The organism is Paenibacillus sp. S02 (genome assembly GCF_019454065.1).
GTDB lineage: Bacteria > Bacillota > Bacilli > Paenibacillales > Paenibacillaceae > Paenibacillus > Paenibacillus polymyxa_B.
The window spans coordinates 3,754,313-3,775,078 of record NZ_CP073682.1; the positions used below are offsets into that span (position 1 = coordinate 3,754,313).

Sequence of the window (20,766 nt, forward strand, 5' to 3'; positions counted from 1 at the left end):
ATATGCCGAAGGACCAGGAAAATATCCTTACGGTAATCAGCTACCGCAGGTCTAAATTCGATTTCCTTATTATAACATTAACGATAATGATGTCAAGTAACTGAAAGCTTAATTCCCTCAGAAGAAAAGCTCTTTATTGCTGTATTTATTACGATTTTGTATGAGCATTCAGGTATTCCAATGCATTATATAACATAACAGCAGCTTCGGCACGTGTAATCTCGCTTTTTGGATGAAATTTTTCACTTGCATCCAAGGTATTGACCTTGTAGACTAGCGAGCGTTGAATACTACCTTGGTAAGAAGGCTCCAGTTCGCTGTCATCCGCTATATTCGCAGGTGCGATTTTAATCATCGGAAGAGCGCCTGCTTTTTCCATGCCCTGAATCAACATGTGGGTGAACTCTTCCTTAGTCAGGGTTTTTGAAGGAACGATATCTTTTGGAATCTCTACGCCATTATAATGCGCGTTGATAAAGGCTTCGGCATACCATGCAGTATCCTTAACATGGGTAAACAGTCCGCTGGCCTGTGGCGCCTTATTAAAATCAATAGCGGCCAAACTAAGCTGGAGTCCGCCGGAGATCAACTGAATGCCCTGGGCAGCGGTCACTTTAGATGACGGGAGAAACTGCGTATCAGAGACCCCTTTAAGCAAACCCTGATTTTGAAGGAAGATGATTTTGTCTTTACCGCTTACGCTGTCCAAATCCTTGAACTGATTGCCCGCCGCAAACATTTGACCTCCAAAAGAGAAGGAAAGAAGCAATACTGTGGTCATGGCTGCGAATGCGCTTTTTCTCATATTCATGTAAGTTCCACCTTGTAGTTGAATTAGCCCCCCTGGCCATTAACAACCTCTTTGACGTAGTTCAGGATGGAAAGGTTGCAAGCGATCTAACAGAGATTCGGATGAAGATTGCAGAACGCTCAATCCTTATCTTTCACGCCAATCACGATGACATCCCCCTCAAAATTATGCATATCAATAACCGTTATATTGTCCTGAAACGCTACCGAAGCTGCTGCAAATCGGCGGTATTCCAGGTCGATAATCGTAAAGTCATATTCTCTGAGATCGGCGTCTAGCTTCAGGGCCGTGTTCACCGGCACATAAATAGCAATTTTTTCGAAGCCTCTGGTTGAGGCAACTCGAATCTCTTCCGTGTTCTTAAGTACTATGTTCCAAGGCAGCAAATCTACCAGTCCGTATATCTGGAACAGCCACTTCGCGAATCCATAATCCCACGCTCCCTCAAATTTAAGGGCAACCTGCCATTCATAGGGGCTATCAAAACCTTCCCCAGTAACTCCAAATCGTTTCCCTTTTTTGTGCCAGCTCCATATTCCATGTGCTCCGTAGGTTACGCCGGCTCCCGCACCGGACAAAAGACTTTGCCATGCAGCTTTACGCACGTCGGCACGGCTGAAACGACCGTATTCTCTCCGGCTGTATCCCATCATCTCGTAGCAAGGTTCCGAGTTTAGCACAGGCCGTGTTACCCGCTTGTTGTAGAAGTCCAACGCCAAGGTGTAGGCCTTCGACTGAAACTGCGAATTGTGACCTGATTGGTACATGTAAAAGTCCAAATTAGGATCGTTAATGAACTCATCCGGCAGATCCGCCAGTCTCCCCTGAATGTGGAGAGTAGTCAAACACTCCGGACTATGTGTCTTCACAACGTGAAGTGTGGTGCGGTAATACTCGTTCGCTCGCTCTGACGGGAAGTCGGTATCCCCGCTCACAATATAGATAGGGTGATATTTTGAGAATCGGTCTGCCGCGTAACGCACATACGGTTCTACCGCCTCCAGAGGCATCTTTTTCTCATCACGAAGCTTGGCCGCCCATGTATCCGGGATGTAATTGCACCAAAGCAAAACAAGCGCGGGTACAAAGCCCTTGCTCACCGCCATCTCGACCATTGTCTCCGCCCTGTCAAAATAGTCTGGATTCAGCGAATAAAAATCGTAGCTCCCGTCCTCAATCCGTACGAACGGTTCGTAATCCAAATCACTGCCGCTGGCATCCCACTGACGCAGCAAATTGATTTGCAGAACATTAAACCCCTGGCTACTTCTGTAGTCAAGATAATCAGCCCATTCCTCCAGTGAGATGTTGGTAAATGCGCTCCAGACGGTATCGGCCAGATAAAAAAATGGAACTCCTTCATTGACAAAGTAACGTTTGTTCTCCGCTATGCCAAGCTTTATCATACGGCATCCCCCTTATTGCTGTAATGACAGAAAACGGCGAACAGTTCGCCGCTTTCCCTTTTATTGCTCTTTTATGAAGTAACGATACTAGTTTGGGCTCCAGCCGTTCCCTCCTGCTCTGACTTCTCCTGCGCTTCGCGTTCCCTGTTCAACGCTTGTTTATCAAGCGTTCTAAAGAACGGATAGTAAATCAACATACAAACGGGAATGAGCAAAAGCTGTGCAGCTGCAAGTCTCCAGCTCCCCTCAATAAAGCCAAGAGCAAAAATCGGAGTGCCAAATGCCGGGTAAATTCCGATGGGTGCAGGCAGCAAGCCCGCAGTTGTCGCAAAATAACCGAGGACCGCGCAGACGATAGGAGCAACGATAAACGGAATAGCCAGGAGCGGATTCAAAACAACTGGAATTCCGAAAATGAGTGGCTCGTGAATCGAGAAGAAAGTCCCCGGAAGACCGAGCTTGCCAATTGTGCGTAATTGCTTACTCTTGGCCAAGAAGACCAGCAGGAGAGCGAAGCCCAACATCGGCGCATAGTTTGAGAAAATATACCAGAAAGCCAGCCCGATAATGTTCGGAAGCGGAGCTCCCGCCTGGAAAGCGTCGAGATTGGCAAGATCCAGGCTCATCCAGATCGGTTTGACGATGGCAAGCGTTACGATTGCACCGTGGATTCCGAACATCCAGAGCACCTGCATAATGATGAGGGCGACAATCATAGCCCCCAGTGATCCACCCAGTCCTTCCAGTGGCACTTGCAGATAGGTATAAATAAACTCATGGACCGTACCGAATGACGTATGCATGAACAGACCGGAAACAATAACGAATACCATAGCTACGAGTATCGCCGGAATTAATCCTGAGAATGTTTTGACAACGGTAGGCGGTACTCCTTCGGGCATTTTAATGGTCCAGTTGCGATCGACAATCCAGATATACAATCGGGAAGCGAGCAAGCCAACCAACATGGCGACAAATAAACCCTGCGCACCGAGCCACTGAAGTGGAAGCGCCCGGACTTTATCGAATGTTTGAATCGGCGTCAAAATAAGAAACGAGAGCAGTGCCGTTGCTGCGGGAACCAGCGGGTCCTTGTCAAAAGCTTGCGCCAGTCTGTAGGCGATGAAGAAGACTGCATAGAGGGCGATGATGCCAGTTGTCATCGTCGATCCTAATCCGATAATACCCTTAATGGGTGCGATGAGGTTCTGGTAAGGCTCCCAGGCAAGTGCGGAGAAAAGCGTCGAAAATGCTCCAATAATCAAAAAAGGAAGGGTGGACATCAGTCCATTTGATATAGCGCTCATATAGCGATTTTGCTGAATTTTCCCAGCGTATCTTTGTAATTTATGCGATAGTTTTTTTTCGTTAGCCATATTCCTTCAACTCCTGCTTTAGAGTTTCATCTGTTGTACTATAATCTAGAGAACGCTTCCATTTGAGGAAATCACATTTTTGTACCAATGGAAGCTGTTCTTGCGAATCCGCCGCAATTGTCTCAGGTTGAACTCATCCCGGTCAACATAGACGAATCCGTAACGTTTACTTACTCCCTGGTGGGTGCTGACCAGATCAATTGCGGACCAAGGACAATAACCAAACAGCTCCACCCCGTCCGTAATAGCCAGCTGGCATTGCTCGATATGCTTGCGCAAGTAATCGATGCGGTAATCATCTCTTACGACATCGCCCTCTTCCAAGGAATCAAAAGCCCCCAGTCCATTCTCGGTAATGATCAGCGGTAGCTGATAGCGGTCATAGATCTTCCTAAGAGTAACACGCAAGCCTGCCGGATCAATTCCCCAGCCGAACTCCGTTCGTTCCAGGTACTCATTTCCACTCCCAGCAAAAACACCCACTTCTCCAACTGAGATTTGCTGATCCCCCATCCCGCCTTTTTCTGCCGAATTCTGGGTACTGGCTTTGACCGTTGCAGAGCTGTAATAATTAAAAGCGATAAAGTCTGGCTTTGCGGCGGACAGAATACTCATATCACCTTCTTGAATCTCAGGCGTATAGCCTTTTTCCTCGAAGTATCTCCAGACCAGCGTATTGTAACGGCCAAACACCGCCATATCAAGGTATAACCAATTGCGGATTGCGTTGAAGTTATCAGCCGCCAGCACATCTTCCGGACGCGAAGACGCTGGATATACGCACGAGATGTTAGGAGCCGGTGCCACTTTAGCTTCAGGTAACATTTCTTTGCACAGAATCATCGCCCTGGCTTGAGCCAGAAGCATATGATGATTTTGCTGATACAATTCCTTTTTCGGATTCTTCAGGTTCGGGTCCAACGTTCCCAAAGCGGAACCGTGCAAAATCATCATGTTTTGTTCGTTAATAGTTAACCAATATTTCACCCGGTCCCCAAAGTGTTCGAACAATGTCTTCGCATACGTTTCAAATGCGTTGATTGTACTACGGTTCGACCATCCGCCTTCTTTTTCCAAAGCTGCTGGAAGATCAAAATGATACATGGTCACGATCGGTTCGATCCCGTATTTTAATAACTCATCAATTATATGGTTGTAAAACTGTATGCCTTTCGGATTCAATTCCCCTGTTCCCTGCGGATAAATGCGGGTCCAGGCCACCGAGAAGCGATAAGCCTTGAAGCCCATTTCCGCCAGTAAGGCAATGTCTTCCTTATAGTGATGGTAATGATCGCTTGCCACCTTATAATCAGTGATCCCTTCCCGGGGCGGACGGGTGTCAATAACAGACGGCCCTTTTCCGTCCTCGTTCCATGCTCCTTCAAACTGATAGGCCGAGGTCGATCCACCCCATAGAAAATTGGAGTCAAACGCTTTCAATTTATGATATTTCATTTTGACCACCTTCAATGAAAAAGTGTTGATCTATTTGTACAGACAATTATAGATTTAAGGCTTCGGCAAGTACCTTTTCACCATTCATCATGCCATAATCCATTCTGTCGATTACGCTTACCTTGATGCCTTTAGGCTCGTATTTGGTTTTAAAATCGTCTTCCAAATAGCCGACCTGCGGTCCAATCAGCAGTACATCCGTTTTGTCCGCATACTCTTTAAAGGAGCTTTCGGAAGTAGCTCTGATCTCAACCTCAACATTTTGAGCCTGTGCAGCCTTCTGCATTTTCTGCACCAGCATACTTGTAGACATTCCCGCTGCACATACAAGCGTAATTTGTTTCATTGGTTATTCCTCCCCGATAATGGTGTGATGGATACTGCTGCTTCGTAACGGTTCAATCTGCTGTAAAGTTCCACGATATGTCTCGCCAGATCCTTGGTCGTAATGGCAGACATAAGATGGTCTTGTGCATGCACCATTAGCAGTGTCACTTCATGAGCTGTTCCACCCGCTTCCTGCTGGATCAGTCGCGTCTGCGATTTATGCGCTTGGACCAGTTCGTTCTTGCATTCTTCAAGACATTCTGCTGCCTGCTCCGCATTACCCTTCTCGGCAAAGCTGATGGCTTCCATAGCTTTACTCTTCGCAATACCCGAATTTGTTATAAGTCCCATTATGATTTCCTGATACTCATCCATTGAATTCACCCCATGCATTTCATCTCTTTAGCTTACAGATTCAGTGTATACGATTCTTGCCGACTTCTAAACGCAACCCTTTTCCACTAGAAGCGGAAATGCTTACAATGGAAAAAATAGCAAAACTCCGCACGATGCTTGTTCAAAATCCAAGCAGATGTCGTGCAGAGCTTTATTTTAATACAGTTTATGTTTGACAATAATTTGAGCAAAATCCCCGTAGGTTTTGCATTCCAGCATTTGCTGGATAATATCCGAGTCGTCGAGTAGTCCCATCAGATGCTTATACATTTTCGCCGGAGGCTCGTCGCCGTTTTTGTTAATACTGAGCAGGCAGACGAACTGCACGGGCTTGCCGGACCAATCTATGGGAGATTTCAATGTACAGACCGCCCATACCGTCCGGTTGCTTTGCGGAATAATAGGATGAGGAATGGCTACCAGATTTCCGTAAGCCGTAGGAGCAGCATTTTCCCTTTCCAGCACCAATCCGATGAATCCCTCGGAAGAGCGGATCAATCCGGAAGCATGCATTCTTTCTCCCAAAAAAGTAATAATCTCTTCTTTTGTAGTGAAGTTATGTCTCAGAAATACAAGCTCTTCCATAATGTAGCGGAAAGTAAATTCGCCTTCATCCGTCAGCAGCTCTTCAATCTTATCGATGTCACCGCCGCCAAGCAGAGTCTGAACTACCACGACCGGAACGGATAATGTCTGCGGGATTGGAACTGTGCTTACCACAAAATCAATGCCATGCAAAGGAACCTGCTGCAACTTGTAATACTCGGTCGTGCCAGCAACCTCAAGCCTTTCACCGAACTTGCTACGTAGCTTGTAATACAGCAGGCGGGCACTTCCAACACCCGAAGTGCATACGACAAGGCAGCGTTTAGGTCTGTTGTTCATCTGCTGCCTTTCCATGGCGGCCCCGATATGAATCGCCAAATAACCCATTTCTGTCTCTGGTATAGTCAAATTCAGTTTGCTCTCGATCAACTTGGCACCTATGACCCCCGCCTGAAAAGCCAAAGGATAATTATTCTTCACATGATCCAGCATCGGATTACGGATATTCATCCTATATTTCACGCGGTTTAGCGCCGATTTCAGATGAAGACATATGCCCATTAACAGTTCTTGATCCCGGCTGATATTCAGGTTAAAGCCCCTGTCAATTTCAGCCAGCATTTCTCTGCCAAGCTCATAAATTCCCCGATCCAAGAGTTTCTGAGGCCCCGCCTCTTCTGTCTGTTGCTCCGTAACTCCCTCAAACCACTTGTTCCCGGCCAGATGCATGGCGATATAAGCAACCTCATCCTCCGGAAAGATCAAATCCATTTGCTTTTCAATGTGGCTAACAATATGTTCAGCGGCTCGAAATTCCTCGGTAGCCCGAAAATCTTCTCTTTCTTCGGAAAGCATCGCGACCCGGTTCCCATCGCGAATACGCTTGCAAGCTATAGCAATATGAATGGACAGGTTGTTGAAGGCAACATCCGACAAAGTGACCCCGTGATTCTGGATTTGCTCCAGAATAATACCGCGAATGAGTGTCATTTCCCAAGGGGTAACCATTCTCGATGCGGCCTCCACGCCCCCAGTCCTTTCTTCTTCAGAACGGTTGACGATGAATTCAGACATGCAGAAACGTAAGCGAACCTCGTCGCCCCTCAGCTTGACACCGTAATTCGGGCGCTTATCAATGCCGATTCCGTAAGCCTGTAGCATATGCTTAACCTCTTTGAAATCATTTTGTACGGTGGATTTGCTAATGTATAACTCATCCGCCAACTCTTCCAGCTTCAAATAATTTTCTGTAAGCAGGAGGCGCGAGATTAAATAACGCTGTCGGTATTCAGGAGAATTGGGATCATCCGGTTCGTTATACAGGAACAACTGCTGTAGGAGCGTACGAAAGCTGCGGTCGTCCGTGATTTTCAGTTCATACCCCCTTGAACGAACAGGCTGAATCGATGCTCCATGCTTGGCCAGAAATTCATCCAGTTCTCTGATATCGCTACGTACGGTACGTGAAGTAACCTGGATCAACTTTGCCAGATGCTCGCTGTTGACAGGAGTATCCGCAGCCAGCAAATGCTGTAGAATCGAAACCATTCGCGTATTCATTCAAGGTGACCCCCCGTTCTTTTGTCCAAATCTATCCTCTACTCAGGCCTGCTCGGTTAGCTCGCCTTTAGGTACGAAAGTGGCAGGAGCAGCACAGGAATTGCGCTCTACAAATTTCGTATCCACTGTGATTTTTGCTGTAACCTGCGTTCCCTGCTCAATAGTATCGGTCAGGAGATCGACAGCCAGAACGGCCATTCTTTCTTTTTCTACATGAATGGTCGTTAGCTCCGGCGTAACAATGACCGATTCCGTAATGTTGTCAAAGCCGATAATTGAAGTATCCTGCGGCACCCGGATGCCAAGCTCGCTCATGGTCTTCATAGCGCTGATAGCAATATAGTCGCATTCGCAGAACCAGGCCGTCGGCAAAGTTTTCCCGCTCTCCAGATAAACGGTTAACTGCCGATTCAGATCCTCCTGCGAAGTAAGAATGGTTGGCGCTACAGCCAGCATTTGTGCCTCCGGAATCTTCAGCCCCCGTTCCATAAGTGCCCCAAAAAATCCGCGTTTACGTTCCTCAAAATTATGAATTCGTACATTTGAAGCAATATAACCGATTGAAGTATGACCCATGTCGCATAAATAAGCTCCTGCCTGATAAGCACCCATAACATTATTAATCTGGATAAATTGTACGGGAAGCGTATCAAAGCAGGTATCCAGCACAATCAGATTCGGCAGCTTGCCATGAATATCACTGATCTGCTCTCGGGTCAGATTGGTTCCCAGAACAATGGTGCCTGCACTGCGTTTCTCCTCTGCAACCATCTGGATATCCCTCTGGAAAAATTCTACGTCGACCGTCGAGAAGATCAACGAATACCCTTTTTGTCGGCAACGTTCCTCAATAAACTGGATTAATTCTTTAAAAAATGGCTGTTGATAGTATTCCTCAAGGACAATGCCCGAATTTGTACACACGAGAAAAAGCAAGGACTTATCACTTCTTGAAGGCGTTATCGTCTTGCTTTTGGGACTGTATCCTGCCTCGTAGGCTACCTGGAGAATACGTTCACGCGTATCCAGGCCAATACCCGGCTTGCCGCTGAAGGCCAGTGAAACAGCTGATTTGGATACGTTGGCCAGCTTAGCAATGTCTTCCATTTTCATGCCCTAATTCTCCATTCTAAATAAGATGAACACAGCAGTAAAGTGAATAGATGAAGTTTACACCGATTTGAGATGCGATGCAATAATTAGCTAAATTTATTTATATTTGTTTAGTTATTTTTTAGTTTTCATAACTAAATATCACTAAATAATTCATTGACACCGTTTTAATTCAATGTTACTATGGCCTCGACATAGAAATAGTCATTAAATTTAGTTTTTATAACTAAACTAATTTGATTTTGTTTAGTTTAGTTATTCTATTTTGTTCAGCAAATGTTGTTTATTCAAGTACAGAGGAGACATGATCATGAAGAAACTAAAGTTGGGTTATGCTCCGACGCGCCGATTTACGTTCAGCGCCGACGATGCCTTTAAGTACAAAGTGGAAATTCGCAAGAAAATTGAGAGCTTTGGCATGGATATCGACATTGTAGACCTGGAGGGCCTTAATGAGGAAGGCTTGCTGTATGATGACCATATAAACGCGGATTTAATTGCAAAGCGATTCAAAGAAGAAGAAGTCGACGCTGTTTTTTTCCCACATTGCAACTTTGGTACAGAAGATACTGTAGCTCGTGTAGGCAAGGCGCTCGGCAAGCCTGTCCTGCTGTGGGGACCGCGGGATGAAGCGCCGCTTGCGGACGGCATGCGCCTTCGCGACACCCAATGCGGTATTTTCGCGACAGGTAAAGTGCTGCGAAGATTCAACGTTCCCTTCACCTATGTAACGAACAGTTGGGTGAATGATCCGGTTTTCGAAAGAGGCTTTACCAACTTTGTGGCGGCCGCCAACGTCGTGCGCCAATTCAAGAGCTTACGCATTCTCCAGATTGGCCCCCGCCCCGCTTCGTTCTGGACGATGATGTGCAATGAAGGCGAACTGCTGGAACGCTTCGGCATTGAGATTCATCCCATTACCATTGTCGACATTCAGCTTAGAACCAAAAAAATCGCCTCCAGCAATAGCTCAGAGCTTCTGGAAACGATGGATTACATTAAAGAAAAACTCGATTACAGTGAAGTGACCGAAGATGATGTAAGACGGATAGCTGCTTTAAAGGTCGCCATGAAATCCTTCGCCCGTGAGACGGGAAGCAGCGCTATCGCAATTCAGTGCTGGTCCTCTTTGCAGGATGCCATATCTATTATGCCGTGTCTGGCCAATGCAATCCTGACTGACGAACAAATTCCGGTTACTTGTGAAACAGATATCCACGGAGCCATTACTTCCATTATGGTGCAGGCTGCATCCATGAACACATTGCCAACCTTCTTCGCAGATATTACCGTTCGACATCCTGAGAATGATAACGGCGAACTTCTCTTCCACTGTGGCAATTTCCCGGTCTCGCTCTCCGTAGAGAACAAACCGAAGTTACGCAAACATTTTCTCTTCGACGACCATTCTCCCGGAACGCATGAAGGCGAAATCCGCGGTGGCGGTATGACCATTGCCCGATTTGACGGCGACCACGGTGAGTACTCCATGTTCCTCGGGCGTGCCCGGGGTATTGAAGGTCCTTATACCCGCGGCTCCTACGTATGGGTGGAAGTAAACGATTGGCCGCTGTGGGAGGAAAAACTCGTAAAAGGGCCTTACGTCCATCATTCCGTAGGTATCCACGCCAATGTGATCCCGACCATTTATGAGGCCTGCAATTATATACCCGGCCTGACGCCTGATCCGGTCGATCCCACGGAACAGGAAATTCAAAGCTGGCTTAGAGGATCCGATCTCGCCCGTAATAAGCGCCCGAACCTTCACGTTTGAGACGTCTAAAGCGACAAAGCCCATCCCTATAATACCTATCTTGAGGAGGACATTATGGAAATTCAGGAACTGAAAGTCAAAGCCGCACAAATCCGCATGGACCTGCTAACCATCATTCACCGCGCCAAAACGGGACATACGGGGGGATCGCTGAGCAATACAGACATTTTAACGGCTTTATATTATGAAATCATGAACGTTGACCCTGCTAATCCAAAATGGGATGACCGTGATCGCTTTATCGCCAGCAAAGGGCATTCCGTAGAATCTCTATGGTGTATTCTGGCCGACCGGGGCTTTTTCCCAAAAGAAGAGCTGGAGACCTATAGCCAGTTCGGCACCCGACTCATTGGCCACCCGAACAACAAGGTTCCAGGGATTGAAATGAACACCGGGGCCCTCGGCCACGGCCTGCCCATTTCCGTAGGCATGGCACTAGCTGCCAAGCGGGATGACCGTCCTTACCGTGTATTTTGTTTAATGGGAGACGGCGAACAGGCCGAAGGCTCCAACTGGGAAGCCGCTATGGCAGGCTCTCATTATAAGCTGGATAACCTGATCGGCATTATCGACCGCAACCGACTCCAGATCAGCGGTGCTACCGAAGAAGTCATGGGACTGGAGCCGCTGGAAGAGAAGTGGACTGCCTTCGGCTGGAACGTCGTCTCTATCAACGGCAACAATATGGAAGCATTGCTTAAGGCATTCAGGTCCGCCCCTGAAGTAGCCGGAAAGCCAACGTTAATTATGGCCAATACCACCAAGGGCAAAGGCGTATCGTTCGCCGAAAATGTCCCGGCATGGCATCACCATGTGCCTAATGATAAAGAGTTTGAGCTGGCTCTCACAGAGCTAAAGGCAACGATCGAAGAATTGACGCAGAAAGGGCAGGTGCATTAAGCATGAATAAAATTCCTAATCGCCAAGTAATCTGTGACACACTGCTGGAGTTGGCCAAAGACGACCGTGATATCATGGTACTGGCCAGCGATTCGCGCGGTTCTGCTGCAATGGCTCCCTTTGCCAATACGTTCCCGGAGCAGTTCGTCGAGGTCGGCATTGCCGAACAGAATATCGTAGGCATGTCTGCAGGCCTGGCCCACAGCGGTAAAAAACCGTTTGTGACTTCACCAGCCTGCTTCCTCAGTATGCGCAGTATTGAACAAGTCAAAGTTGACGTTGCTTATTCGCGGACAAATGTAAAGCTCATCGGCATTAGCGGAGGCGTCAGCTACGGGGCGCTTGGCATGTCACACCACTCCGTGCAAGATATCGCAGTAGCCCGGGCAATTCCGGGACTGGCGATTGTCCTGCCTGCTGATCGTCACGAAACGAAGAAACTGACTGAAGCACTTGTAAAATATGACGGCGGCGTATACGTGCGAATCGGGCGTAATCCCGTTGAGGACGTTTACGAAACCGATGATTACCCATTCGAAATAGGCAAAGCTATAACTGTGAGAGAAGGCAACGACGTTACAATTATTGGTGTCGGTGAAACCGTGCGAATCGCGCTCGATGCCGCCAAGGCACTCAACGACGAAGGCATATCCGCCCGGGTAATCAACATGCATACAATCAAGCCGCTGGATGAAGAGGCGGTCATTACCGCTGCACATGAAACTGGACGCATCATTACCGTTGAGGAACATAGCATTTACGGCGGTCTCGGCGCAGCTGTGGCAGAAGTTGTTGTGCAGAATCACCCGGTTCCTATGAGAGTGCTCGGCATCCCTGATGAGCCGGCGATTGCCGGTAAATCGGCGGAAGTTTTCCAACACTACGGCATTACGGGTGACAATATCAGACAAATTGCATTCGAATTGATTAATAAGTAGAGGGCGAAGCATATGGAGCACAATCAACAATATATATTGGCCATCGACCAGAGTACTTCAGGCACCAAAGCACTCCTTGTAGACCATCAGGGTACAGTAATCGCCCGTAGCGGGATGGAGCATAAGCAATATTACCCCCAACCCGGCTGGGTAGAGCATGATCCGCTCGAAATTTATGAAAATGTCAAAATAACGGCCCGCAGCGTATTGGAGCAAGCCTGCGTCCACCCGTCCGCACTAGCTGCGCTGACAATCACCAATCAACGCGAAACGGCACTGGTGTGGGATAAGGCGACTGGTCAGCCAATATATAATGCTGTTGTCTGGCAATGCCAGCGTACGGCGGACCTGTGCGCCGAGCTAAAGCAAGCTGGCCACGAAAGCACCATCCACGCCAAAACAGGACTTATGCTTGATCCTTATTTCTCCGCTGCCAAGTTCAAATGGATCATTGAACATGCGGAAGGAGCTGCCAACCTGCTGGCTGAAGGGAGGCTACTTGCAGGGAACATGGACAGTTGGCTGGTCTGGAAGCTTACCGGCGGCAAAAATCATGCAACCGACTATACAAATGCCAGCCGTACATCGCTGTTCAATATCCACACGCTGGAGTGGGATGAAGAGCTTGCCCAGTTGTTCTCCGTTCCTTCTTCCCTGCTGCCCGAGGTTAAACCATCCGACGCTATTTTCGGATATACGGCAGATTGCGACCTTTTCAATGAGAAAATACCGATTTCGGGCGTCATTGGGGATTCACAAGGGGCATTGTATGGGCATCTGTGTTTCAAGCCCGGAACAGCCAAAGCAACCTTTGGCACGGGCACCTCTGTATTAATGAACGTAGGGAATCATCCGGTGGATGGTGGTGACGGACTTGTAACCGCTATCGCCTGGGGGGCCGGTGGAACTGTTACGTATGCACTTGAAGCCATCATCCGGACAACAGGTGACAGCATCAAATGGACGCAGGACAACTTAGGACTGTTCTCTACCTTTGAGGAAATGCAGCGCTTAGTCGAAAGCGTTCCTGCAAACGATGGCGTCTATCTTGTGCCTGCCTTTGTCGGAATGGGCGCTCCCTATTGGAATCCCTACGCCCGGGCGGCAATTATCGGTATGAACCGTGGAACTGGCAAAGGACACATTGTCCGGGCTGCGCTGGAGAGCATCGTTTACCAAGTACGGGACGCTATAGAGTTTATTCAGGAACAGTCCGGTATTGAGTTGGTCGGCCTGCGCACGGACGGCGGGGCTTCATCCAACACTTGGCTGATGCAATTTCAGGCCGATATTCTGGGCAACCTTGTGAGCCGATCCACATGTGCCGAGCTATCAGCCATGGGGTCGGTCTATCTCGGCGGGCTCGGCACAGGCTTTTGGTCCGATCCAGATCAAATCGCTTCCAATCTTAAAATGTATGAGACATATGAACCAAAGATGGATGACGCTACCAGAGAGAAATATTATACTGGCTGGCAGCGGGCTGTTCAGTCTATAGTGCAACAACAGCATGATTCTCCCGTTTTATAAATAAACTCTATACTTCAATCCTCATATCTCCCAAAACAAACCATACAAAAGGGCCCTTGCTTTTGCAAAGGCCCTGTTTTATTCATTACTCATTCGAACGATATAACTGACTCAATGCTTTCACAAACTCACGAGCTGCCGGGGTTGCTTCATCAAAAGAATGTGCGATAATTCCGATATCCTGCGATGTCTGGCCAGACTCGCATTTCTTTTCCCACTTCGGTCAGTACGAGTCCATTCTGCTTGTCGCGAATAAACAATTTTACCTGCAAAGTATCAGATGTGGTGCTGCTTATTTTTGGAATAACTTCGGTTGCTGGAATCGGGTTGATCGGTGTATTCATTGACCGCTGGCTGCGTATCAGAAGTCATACAAGTTCTAAGATCCTTTTAATATAATACCTTCTCCAAACAGCGTGCCAAGTCATCATCGGGAAGGGGCTTGCGATGCGTATTCTCCAGGTAGATATATTTCTCTGTTTCTGGCATTAAATATTGTTTGGACCACAGGAACATATCCGGACTGTCTCCCTGAAGACGAAGAAATCTCCGCACTGTGTCCGCATGAGAAATAGTGTTATCTAGATTGGTTAACCAATCTGCCCGGTAGAAATGCTCCCATCTTCCAGTTCCTGCGAGCGAGAGCGCTTCTTTACCCATCCGGTAGCTCCAAACGGCATGAGAAGCTTGTATAAAAGCTCGTGGATAATCTTTTTCAAGGAACAGCCCATAAGCGCTACATAAGCTTGCCAGTCCACGTGAACCACTCAGATGCAGTTCAATCTGCACAAGCAGTTGATTATACAGCCTGCGACATTCATCTTCAGACAACTGCTTCATTATTCGTAGACACCGCTCTCGCAGTTCAACCCAGTCCGGGATTGCCGACTCGGCTTTTTCCTTGAACCAGCGTACCTGTTCAGGAAAAGGCCTTTCTCCAGTAGCCCAGTACAGCCGTTCATCACTGCCTTCTTTGCCTTGTAGCCAATACCCCATAATTTGCCGAGCCGGATGGTGATAGAATTCCTCCCCTGCTCGATCATCCTTATGCGGGCCATAAATGATAGTGCAATGGGAATAATCCCGGGTTAATTGGGAAATCTCTTGAAGCTGACTACTGTACAGCCGTCCGATAAAATCAGTAAGCTGCTCTTCAGCATCCACTTTACCCTTCGTCCATAAATTTGCTACTAAATCCAGCGTATATACATGTGGCAAAATATTTCCTGAATTGACCAGCAGGTACTCGTCCGCCCCTGTAGTAAACGCTGCTGTCAATTCCTCTACAATCAAGCTGGCTGAGGAGGGAAATTGGGTAAGATGGTTCGACGCTTGCAAGTCGTGGAAGGTCACATGGTAATATACTCCATTCTTGCCCCCATCCTGCGCCTCAGGCAATGCTGGTACACGATAATTAAGATTCCCATGGCGCCGAGATACCATTTTACCGTAACCATTGTCCGCCCATATTTTAATCACCCCTTCGGGTACCTCAATATGCCCCTGCTTGTATAACTCGGCAATCTCACCATACATCGCCATACAGCATACAGGATGCTCCACAAATTTACAGATCATTTGGTACTGCTTGCGAACCACATACGATATTAATTGTCCGCGTTTGTCCGGCGTATTAAAGGAAGGATCATCTTCCCAAAAAGGCTTGTCACCCTGCCCTCGAAAAGATAATACCCATACAATCTTCTCTTCCTTCTGCCGTTCAATCGCTTCCTGCCAAAGCTGTTCAAACAACTCGGGATGCTCTCTGTAGCTAGCTTGTTTACCCGGAAAGGCGCGCAAAAACATCTCCGCCCCCAACGGTTCAGCATGATGATGTGTGATCCATAAGCCCATGTCTGCTGCAAGCTTATGATGGATCCCCGTGCGTGGTAAATCGGTTCCCGGAATCACCATATTTCCACCGCAGCGCAGTAACGCTTCAAAAACGGGCTGCCACACCTGCTCCGTTGGTGGATAATCTTCCTTCCAGCCAATCAAGCATACCTCATCATTGACAAACCATCCCCGATACCGGACCTTGGACGGTATACTGTCAACATTCTGACTTGGCAAAACGATGGTATCCCGCTTAGGCGGGAGAAGCTCCGCCCAGAACCAGAACGGCTCCACACCCAGAGCGAAACGGCTGTAATGAAGCAGTCCATAAATAATTCCTAATTCATCACGGCCAATAATATGGAGTACCGTTCCCTTGCTACCAGCAACAAAACGCAGACAATAGCCCTCTGGCCAATGCGGACAGCTATCTCCTTCCTGCGCATAACGGATAATGATCGAGGGCTCTACTTCTGTTTGCAATGGCTCGCGGCCAAACACTTGCTTATGATCTCGCGCAATCATGTTCCAAGCGTGGGCAATTGGCACACTTTCATCGGTTTGAAGATTGTATCCGCTTTCAGATGAAATAGTTAGAGGTTCACAGGCTATCATTTATTGTCATCTCCTATTTTTTTCAACTATGAGGATTCTTCTTGTCTTTATTTTATAGGTTGGCAACATACATATAAAGCTGTCCCAACGTAAATATAGCTTTTTTTCGGTAAATCATTTGAGAGTTGAAGCTTAATTCGAGAAAGAAAAAAGTAAGGAACAGGAGAGAAATAAGAAAGACTTGATTGCTACACTAAAAATGTTCCAAAAAAACAGACTGCCCTTAAAGATTCAAGCGCAGCAAAGGAGACTTGATATGAAATTAAAAAAACGATTTGCCTCTTTGTTCCTGTTGGCATTGATGGCATTTATCCCGGTCCAGGCATATGCTTCTGGGTCCGTTCCAACCACTCCCTCTGGAATTCCGATTTCCGAAATCGAAAACAGAACAGATCAAATTATGAAGAAATATATAGGAACAGCGATTCCTGGTGCTGCGGTTTCCATAGTAAAGGACGGGAAAATTGTTTTTTCAAAAGGTTACGGATACTCAAACATCGAGAAACAAACACCCATGAGTACGCAAACAACCTATATGGAGGCCGGTTCCGTATCGAAATTGTTCACCTGGACGGCAGTAATGCAACTGGTTGAGCAAGGAAAGCTGGATTTGAATACGGACATCCGCACATACTTGCCTGACGGCTTTCTCAAGCCTTCTTTTGATAAGCCTATTACCCTGAAATCACTGATGAGCCACACGGCAGGTTTTGAGGAGCGCCTGGAAAAACTTTTGGTTCATGATCCTGCTGATCTTAGACCTCTCAAGGAGCATATCGCACCCGGAAATCAGCCTGAACAGATTTATGAGCCTGGAACAGTGATTGCTTATTCCAACTATGGGACCAACCTGGCCGGTTATATTATAGAACGTGTATCTGGAATGCCTTTTGAAACCTATATTCAGAAACATATATTTGAGCCTCTAGACATGAAACATTCTTACTTTACACAACGGTATGATCTTATCCCAGAGGTTATCGAACATAAAGCAACAGGCTACTCCAAGAAGGATGGAAACTGGGTGGCAAAGCCGAATGTTTACTTTAATGATGTGCCGGCTGGTGCGTTAAACATTACTTCGGAGGACATGGCTCATTTCATGCTTGCTCATCTGAACATGGACCATTCCTTAAAATATTCGCTGTTCAACAAGAATGAAACCCTGCGAGAAATGCATGAGGCTTCGTATACCCACTATCCCGAGCTTCCGGGGAATGCCCATGGCTTTTGGGAACGGTTCGCGGGGGATTATCGTGTTATCGAGCACGGTGGAAATACAGATTCATTCTCCTCTCTGGTCTCTATCGTACCGGATCAAAACTTTGGGATCAGCATCCTGACCAATGTCGAAAATGAAATGTCCGGTGCGAGAAGCGAACTCATTGACCTGTTTGTCGGGGATTCCCACGCTACTCCGCAAGCGGACAGCACGTTGAAGCATAGCGCGGATGTGGCGGGGAAATACCGCTCTGCTCGCGCAGTATCATCTGGTATATTGAAGCTTATACCCGTATTATCTAATGCGGAAGAAGTGGTCACAGCCAACGGCAATGGCGGAATCACTCTGAGTATTCCATCCATGAATATTCATGTTGATTATGTAGAAACCAAACCCTATTTTTTTGAACGCGCGACTCCCGGGAGCACTCCTTATGATTACGCAGGCTTAAACATCAGTCGTCTTTTTTTCTTAACCAATGCCGATGGCAAAGTGACGCAGTTGTCATATGGAGTGATCGATGACCAATTGCCGATATTCTTCCTACAAACATCCATTTTCAGTTATATTCTGGTCGGGGGATGCGGTATTTGGTTTGCGTTTGGGTCTATTTTCGGTATTATTGGATGGCTGCGGAAGCTCAAGGACGCAAGAAAGCAGAAGAGTACTTCGCGGTTTCCCTTCCCTGACAGTGTAACCGTAATACCATTGCTGGGTCTGCTTGTGATCGTCAATCTCATTGCTTCCAGCATCCAATTGATAGGCGACCCCTTTCAGCCTATGTCCAATTTCAATTTGAATATTATCTTTTTCTGGGTACTTGGGCTTGCCTTTGTACCGGCCGCTTATCTTGCTGTAAGAAGATGCAATGTTACCAAAACTACATTGTTAAGAAAGGTGTACACCGCGACGCTGATTCTTTCGTTTCTAGCTATTTCGATTTTCCTGTATTCCTATAATTTCCACTTTTTGGCATAGCTCCACTCGATAAGCCTGCCATACCATCCAGTATACCGATGAAGATTGTCATCGTGAACAACCCCAATCTGAGCTAAATAAAAAAACTCTCCTCTGCATCTAGCAGGGAGAGTTTTTAACACACTCAATGGGATTTAAATACGTGTCGGATTCAGCCTTTGCTTTCAGTATGTTGTTGAATCTGTTTATTCTGTTTCTGGCTGAGTATTTACCAATTTTATATGAACATCTCTCAATTGTTTCTCAGTAACCTCCGAAGGTGCTCCCATTAATAGATCCTGCGCTTTGCTATTCATTGGAAAAGCAATAACCTCTCGGATATTCGATTCATTTGCAATGATCATAACAATCCTATCAATTCCAGGTGCTATACCTGCATGAGGCGGCGGCCCAAATTGAAAAGCATTAAAGAGTGCAGGAAATTTACTCTTGATATCTCCATATGTATAACCTGCAATCTCAAAGGCCTTTACCATAATCTCCGTATCATGGTTACGGACAGCACCAGAGGACAGTTCAATTCCATTACATACAATATCATATTGATACGCAAGGATATCAAGAGGATTCATATTCAGCAGCGCATCCATACCACCTTGTGGCATCGAAAAAGGATTATGGCTAAACCCAATTTCATCAGTATCAGGATCCAATTCAAACATAGGAAAATCAACTATCCAGCAAAATTTATATATATCCTTTTCCAGCAAATCCAGTCTTTTTCCTAATTGATTTCTGACAGCACCGGCTATTTTTTCGACATTTTTAAGTTGCTCAGCAGCAAAAAACAGTGCATATCCTGAACTAGCTTGCGTAACATGTATTAATTCGTTTTTCACCTCTTCAGAGATGAATTTTGCAATAGAGCCACTAAGAGACATATCATCATTGAACTTAATCCATGAGAGGCCTTTTGCTCCAGCCTCAACAGCAAAGTTTACTATATCGTCATAAAAGCTTCTTGGCTGTGTTCCACAACCAGGAACAGCAATAACTCTTATCGTTTTATTTTTAAATACTTTAAAATCAGTCTCTGTAAACAGCTTTGTAACATCATGGATAATTAATGGATTTCTTAAATCAGGTTTATCGCTCCCGTATTTGAGCATGGCTTCTTGATATGGAATCCTGGTAAAAGGCTTTGAGATTTTAAAATTTGTAAATTCAGAGAAAACTTCATATAGCATATTTTCAACTACATTAAAGACATCTTCCTGTGTTGCAAAAGCCATTTCCAAATCCAGCTGATAAAACTCGCCGGGTGATCTGTCTGCCCTTGCATCCTCATCTCTAAAGCAAGGAGCAATTTGAAAATATTTATCAAAGCCCGAAACCATTAATAATTGTTTAAATTGTTGAGGTGCTTGAGGCAAAGCATAAAATTGGCCTGGATGCACTCTACTAGGAACTAAATAGTCTCTGGCGCCTTCTGGAGATGAACTTGTCAGGATAGGTGTCTGGATCTCTAAAAAATTCAAATCGATCATCTTTCTTCTGATACTTTGAATTACTTTAGAACGAAGTATAATATTATTGTGTATTTTTTCATTCCGTAGATCCAAGAAACGATACTTTAATCTTAAATCCTCCCGAGCTTCATTTGCTAAAGATACTTCAAAAGGTAATGGATTCACTACCTTCCCTAAAACTTTTATCTCATTAGCAGCTAACTCAATATGCCCGGTTTTCATAGTAGGACTAATTGTATTTTTAGATCTGTTACATACAGTACCTGTAACAGAAATAGTTGACTCTCTGGTGATCTTTGATACAAAATCTTTCAATTCGTTATTATCAGAAACAACAATCTGCGTTACTCCATAATGATCCCTAAGGTCAATAAAAATAACCCCGCCATGGTCACGCATATTTTTTATCCATCCTGCAATTCTCACTACTTCGCCGACATGTTTTTGATCCAGTTCTCCACAGTTATGAGTCCTATAACTATGCATGAAAAACCCCACTTTCTTTTATTCCCTA

The 20,766-nt window shown here is 46.2% G+C and carries 16 protein-coding genes; 5 read left to right on the top strand and 11 right to left on the bottom strand.

Going from position 1 to position 20,766, the window contains the following annotated elements; genetic code table 11:
• Positions 1–148 precede the first annotated feature (148 nt).
• The 8 genes from KAI36_RS16665 to KAI36_RS16700 form a co-directional block, all read right to left on the bottom strand.
• On the bottom strand, positions 149–811 hold the full coding sequence (locus tag KAI36_RS16665; protein WP_220025454.1) for an S-layer homology domain-containing protein: 663 nt from the start codon (positions 809–811) through the stop codon (positions 149–151).
• Between the two features lie 119 nt (positions 812–930).
• Entirely contained in the window at positions 931–2,217 is a 1,287-nt protein-coding gene (locus KAI36_RS16670; RefSeq protein WP_220025455.1) for a glycoside hydrolase family 140 protein, read from the bottom strand.
• 71 nt (positions 2,218–2,288) lie between these two features.
• A complete protein-coding gene (locus KAI36_RS16675; RefSeq protein ID WP_025718394.1) occupies positions 2,289–3,593 on the bottom strand; it encodes a PTS sugar transporter subunit IIC in 1,305 nt (434 codons plus the stop codon).
• A 45-nt stretch (positions 3,594–3,638) separates the two neighbouring features.
• Positions 3,639–5,048, bottom strand: coding sequence for a glycoside hydrolase family 1 protein (locus tag KAI36_RS16680; protein ID WP_220025456.1), 1,410 nt, complete (start codon positions 5,046–5,048; stop codon positions 3,639–3,641).
• A 46-nt stretch (positions 5,049–5,094) separates the two neighbouring features.
• Positions 5,095–5,394, bottom strand: a complete 300-nt coding sequence (locus KAI36_RS16685; RefSeq protein WP_023989371.1) for a PTS sugar transporter subunit IIB — start codon at positions 5,392–5,394, stop codon at positions 5,095–5,097.
• On the bottom strand, positions 5,391–5,750 hold the full coding sequence (locus KAI36_RS16690) for a PTS sugar transporter subunit IIA (RefSeq protein ID WP_025718389.1): 360 nt from the start codon (positions 5,748–5,750) through the stop codon (positions 5,391–5,393). Before KAI36_RS16690 ends, KAI36_RS16685 begins: the two co-directional genes overlap by 4 nt.
• 177 nt (positions 5,751–5,927) lie before the next feature.
• On the bottom strand, positions 5,928–7,877 hold the full coding sequence (locus KAI36_RS16695) for a BglG family transcription antiterminator (protein WP_220025457.1): 1,950 nt from the start codon (positions 7,875–7,877) through the stop codon (positions 5,928–5,930).
• A gap of 42 nt (positions 7,878–7,919) precedes the next feature.
• Complete coding sequence (locus tag KAI36_RS16700; RefSeq protein WP_220025458.1) at positions 7,920–8,990, bottom strand: LacI family DNA-binding transcriptional regulator; 1,071 nt, start codon at positions 8,988–8,990, stop codon at positions 7,920–7,922.
• A 310-nt stretch (positions 8,991–9,300) separates the two neighbouring features.
• On the opposite strand from KAI36_RS16700, the gene KAI36_RS16705 reads away from it, so the two are divergent.
• Genes KAI36_RS16705 through glpK form a run of 4 tightly spaced genes read left to right on the top strand, consistent with a single transcriptional unit; the run spans position 9,301 to position 14,132 of the window.
• Positions 9,301–10,764: an L-fucose/L-arabinose isomerase family protein gene (locus KAI36_RS16705; protein ID WP_220025459.1), complete on the top strand. Its 1,464-nt coding sequence runs from the start codon at positions 9,301–9,303 to the stop codon at positions 10,762–10,764.
• A 54-nt stretch (positions 10,765–10,818) separates the two neighbouring features.
• Complete coding sequence (locus KAI36_RS16710) at positions 10,819–11,664, top strand: transketolase (RefSeq protein WP_220025460.1); 846 nt, start codon at positions 10,819–10,821, stop codon at positions 11,662–11,664.
• A gap of 2 nt (positions 11,665–11,666) precedes the next feature.
• Positions 11,667–12,602, top strand: coding sequence for a transketolase family protein (locus KAI36_RS16715; protein ID WP_220025461.1), 936 nt, complete (start codon positions 11,667–11,669; stop codon positions 12,600–12,602).
• 12 nt (positions 12,603–12,614) lie between these two features.
• A complete protein-coding gene (glpK, locus tag KAI36_RS16720) occupies positions 12,615–14,132 on the top strand; it encodes a glycerol kinase GlpK (RefSeq protein WP_220025462.1) in 1,518 nt (505 codons plus the stop codon).
• 152 nt (positions 14,133–14,284) lie between these two features.
• Here glpK and KAI36_RS16725 read toward each other — a convergent pair whose 3' ends face one another.
• Together KAI36_RS16725 and KAI36_RS16730 are read right to left on the bottom strand one after the other, a co-directional pair.
• Positions 14,285–14,476 (bottom strand): hypothetical protein, encoded by a 192-nt coding sequence (locus KAI36_RS16725; protein WP_220025463.1) that lies wholly within the window; start codon positions 14,474–14,476, stop codon positions 14,285–14,287.
• 46 nt (positions 14,477–14,522) lie between these two features.
• Positions 14,523–16,583, bottom strand: coding sequence for a glycosyl hydrolase 115 family protein (locus tag KAI36_RS16730; protein WP_220025464.1), 2,061 nt, complete (start codon positions 16,581–16,583; stop codon positions 14,523–14,525).
• A gap of 256 nt (positions 16,584–16,839) precedes the next feature.
• Between KAI36_RS16730 and KAI36_RS16735 the strand changes: the two genes are divergently transcribed.
• A complete protein-coding gene (locus KAI36_RS16735) occupies positions 16,840–18,783 on the top strand; it encodes a serine hydrolase domain-containing protein (RefSeq protein ID WP_220025465.1) in 1,944 nt (647 codons plus the stop codon).
• Between the two features lie 185 nt (positions 18,784–18,968).
• Here KAI36_RS16735 and aspS read toward each other — a convergent pair whose 3' ends face one another.
• Positions 18,969–20,738, bottom strand: a complete 1,770-nt coding sequence (gene aspS, locus KAI36_RS16740) for an aspartate--tRNA ligase (protein ID WP_220025466.1) — start codon at positions 20,736–20,738, stop codon at positions 18,969–18,971.
• Positions 20,739–20,766 lie beyond the last annotated feature (28 nt).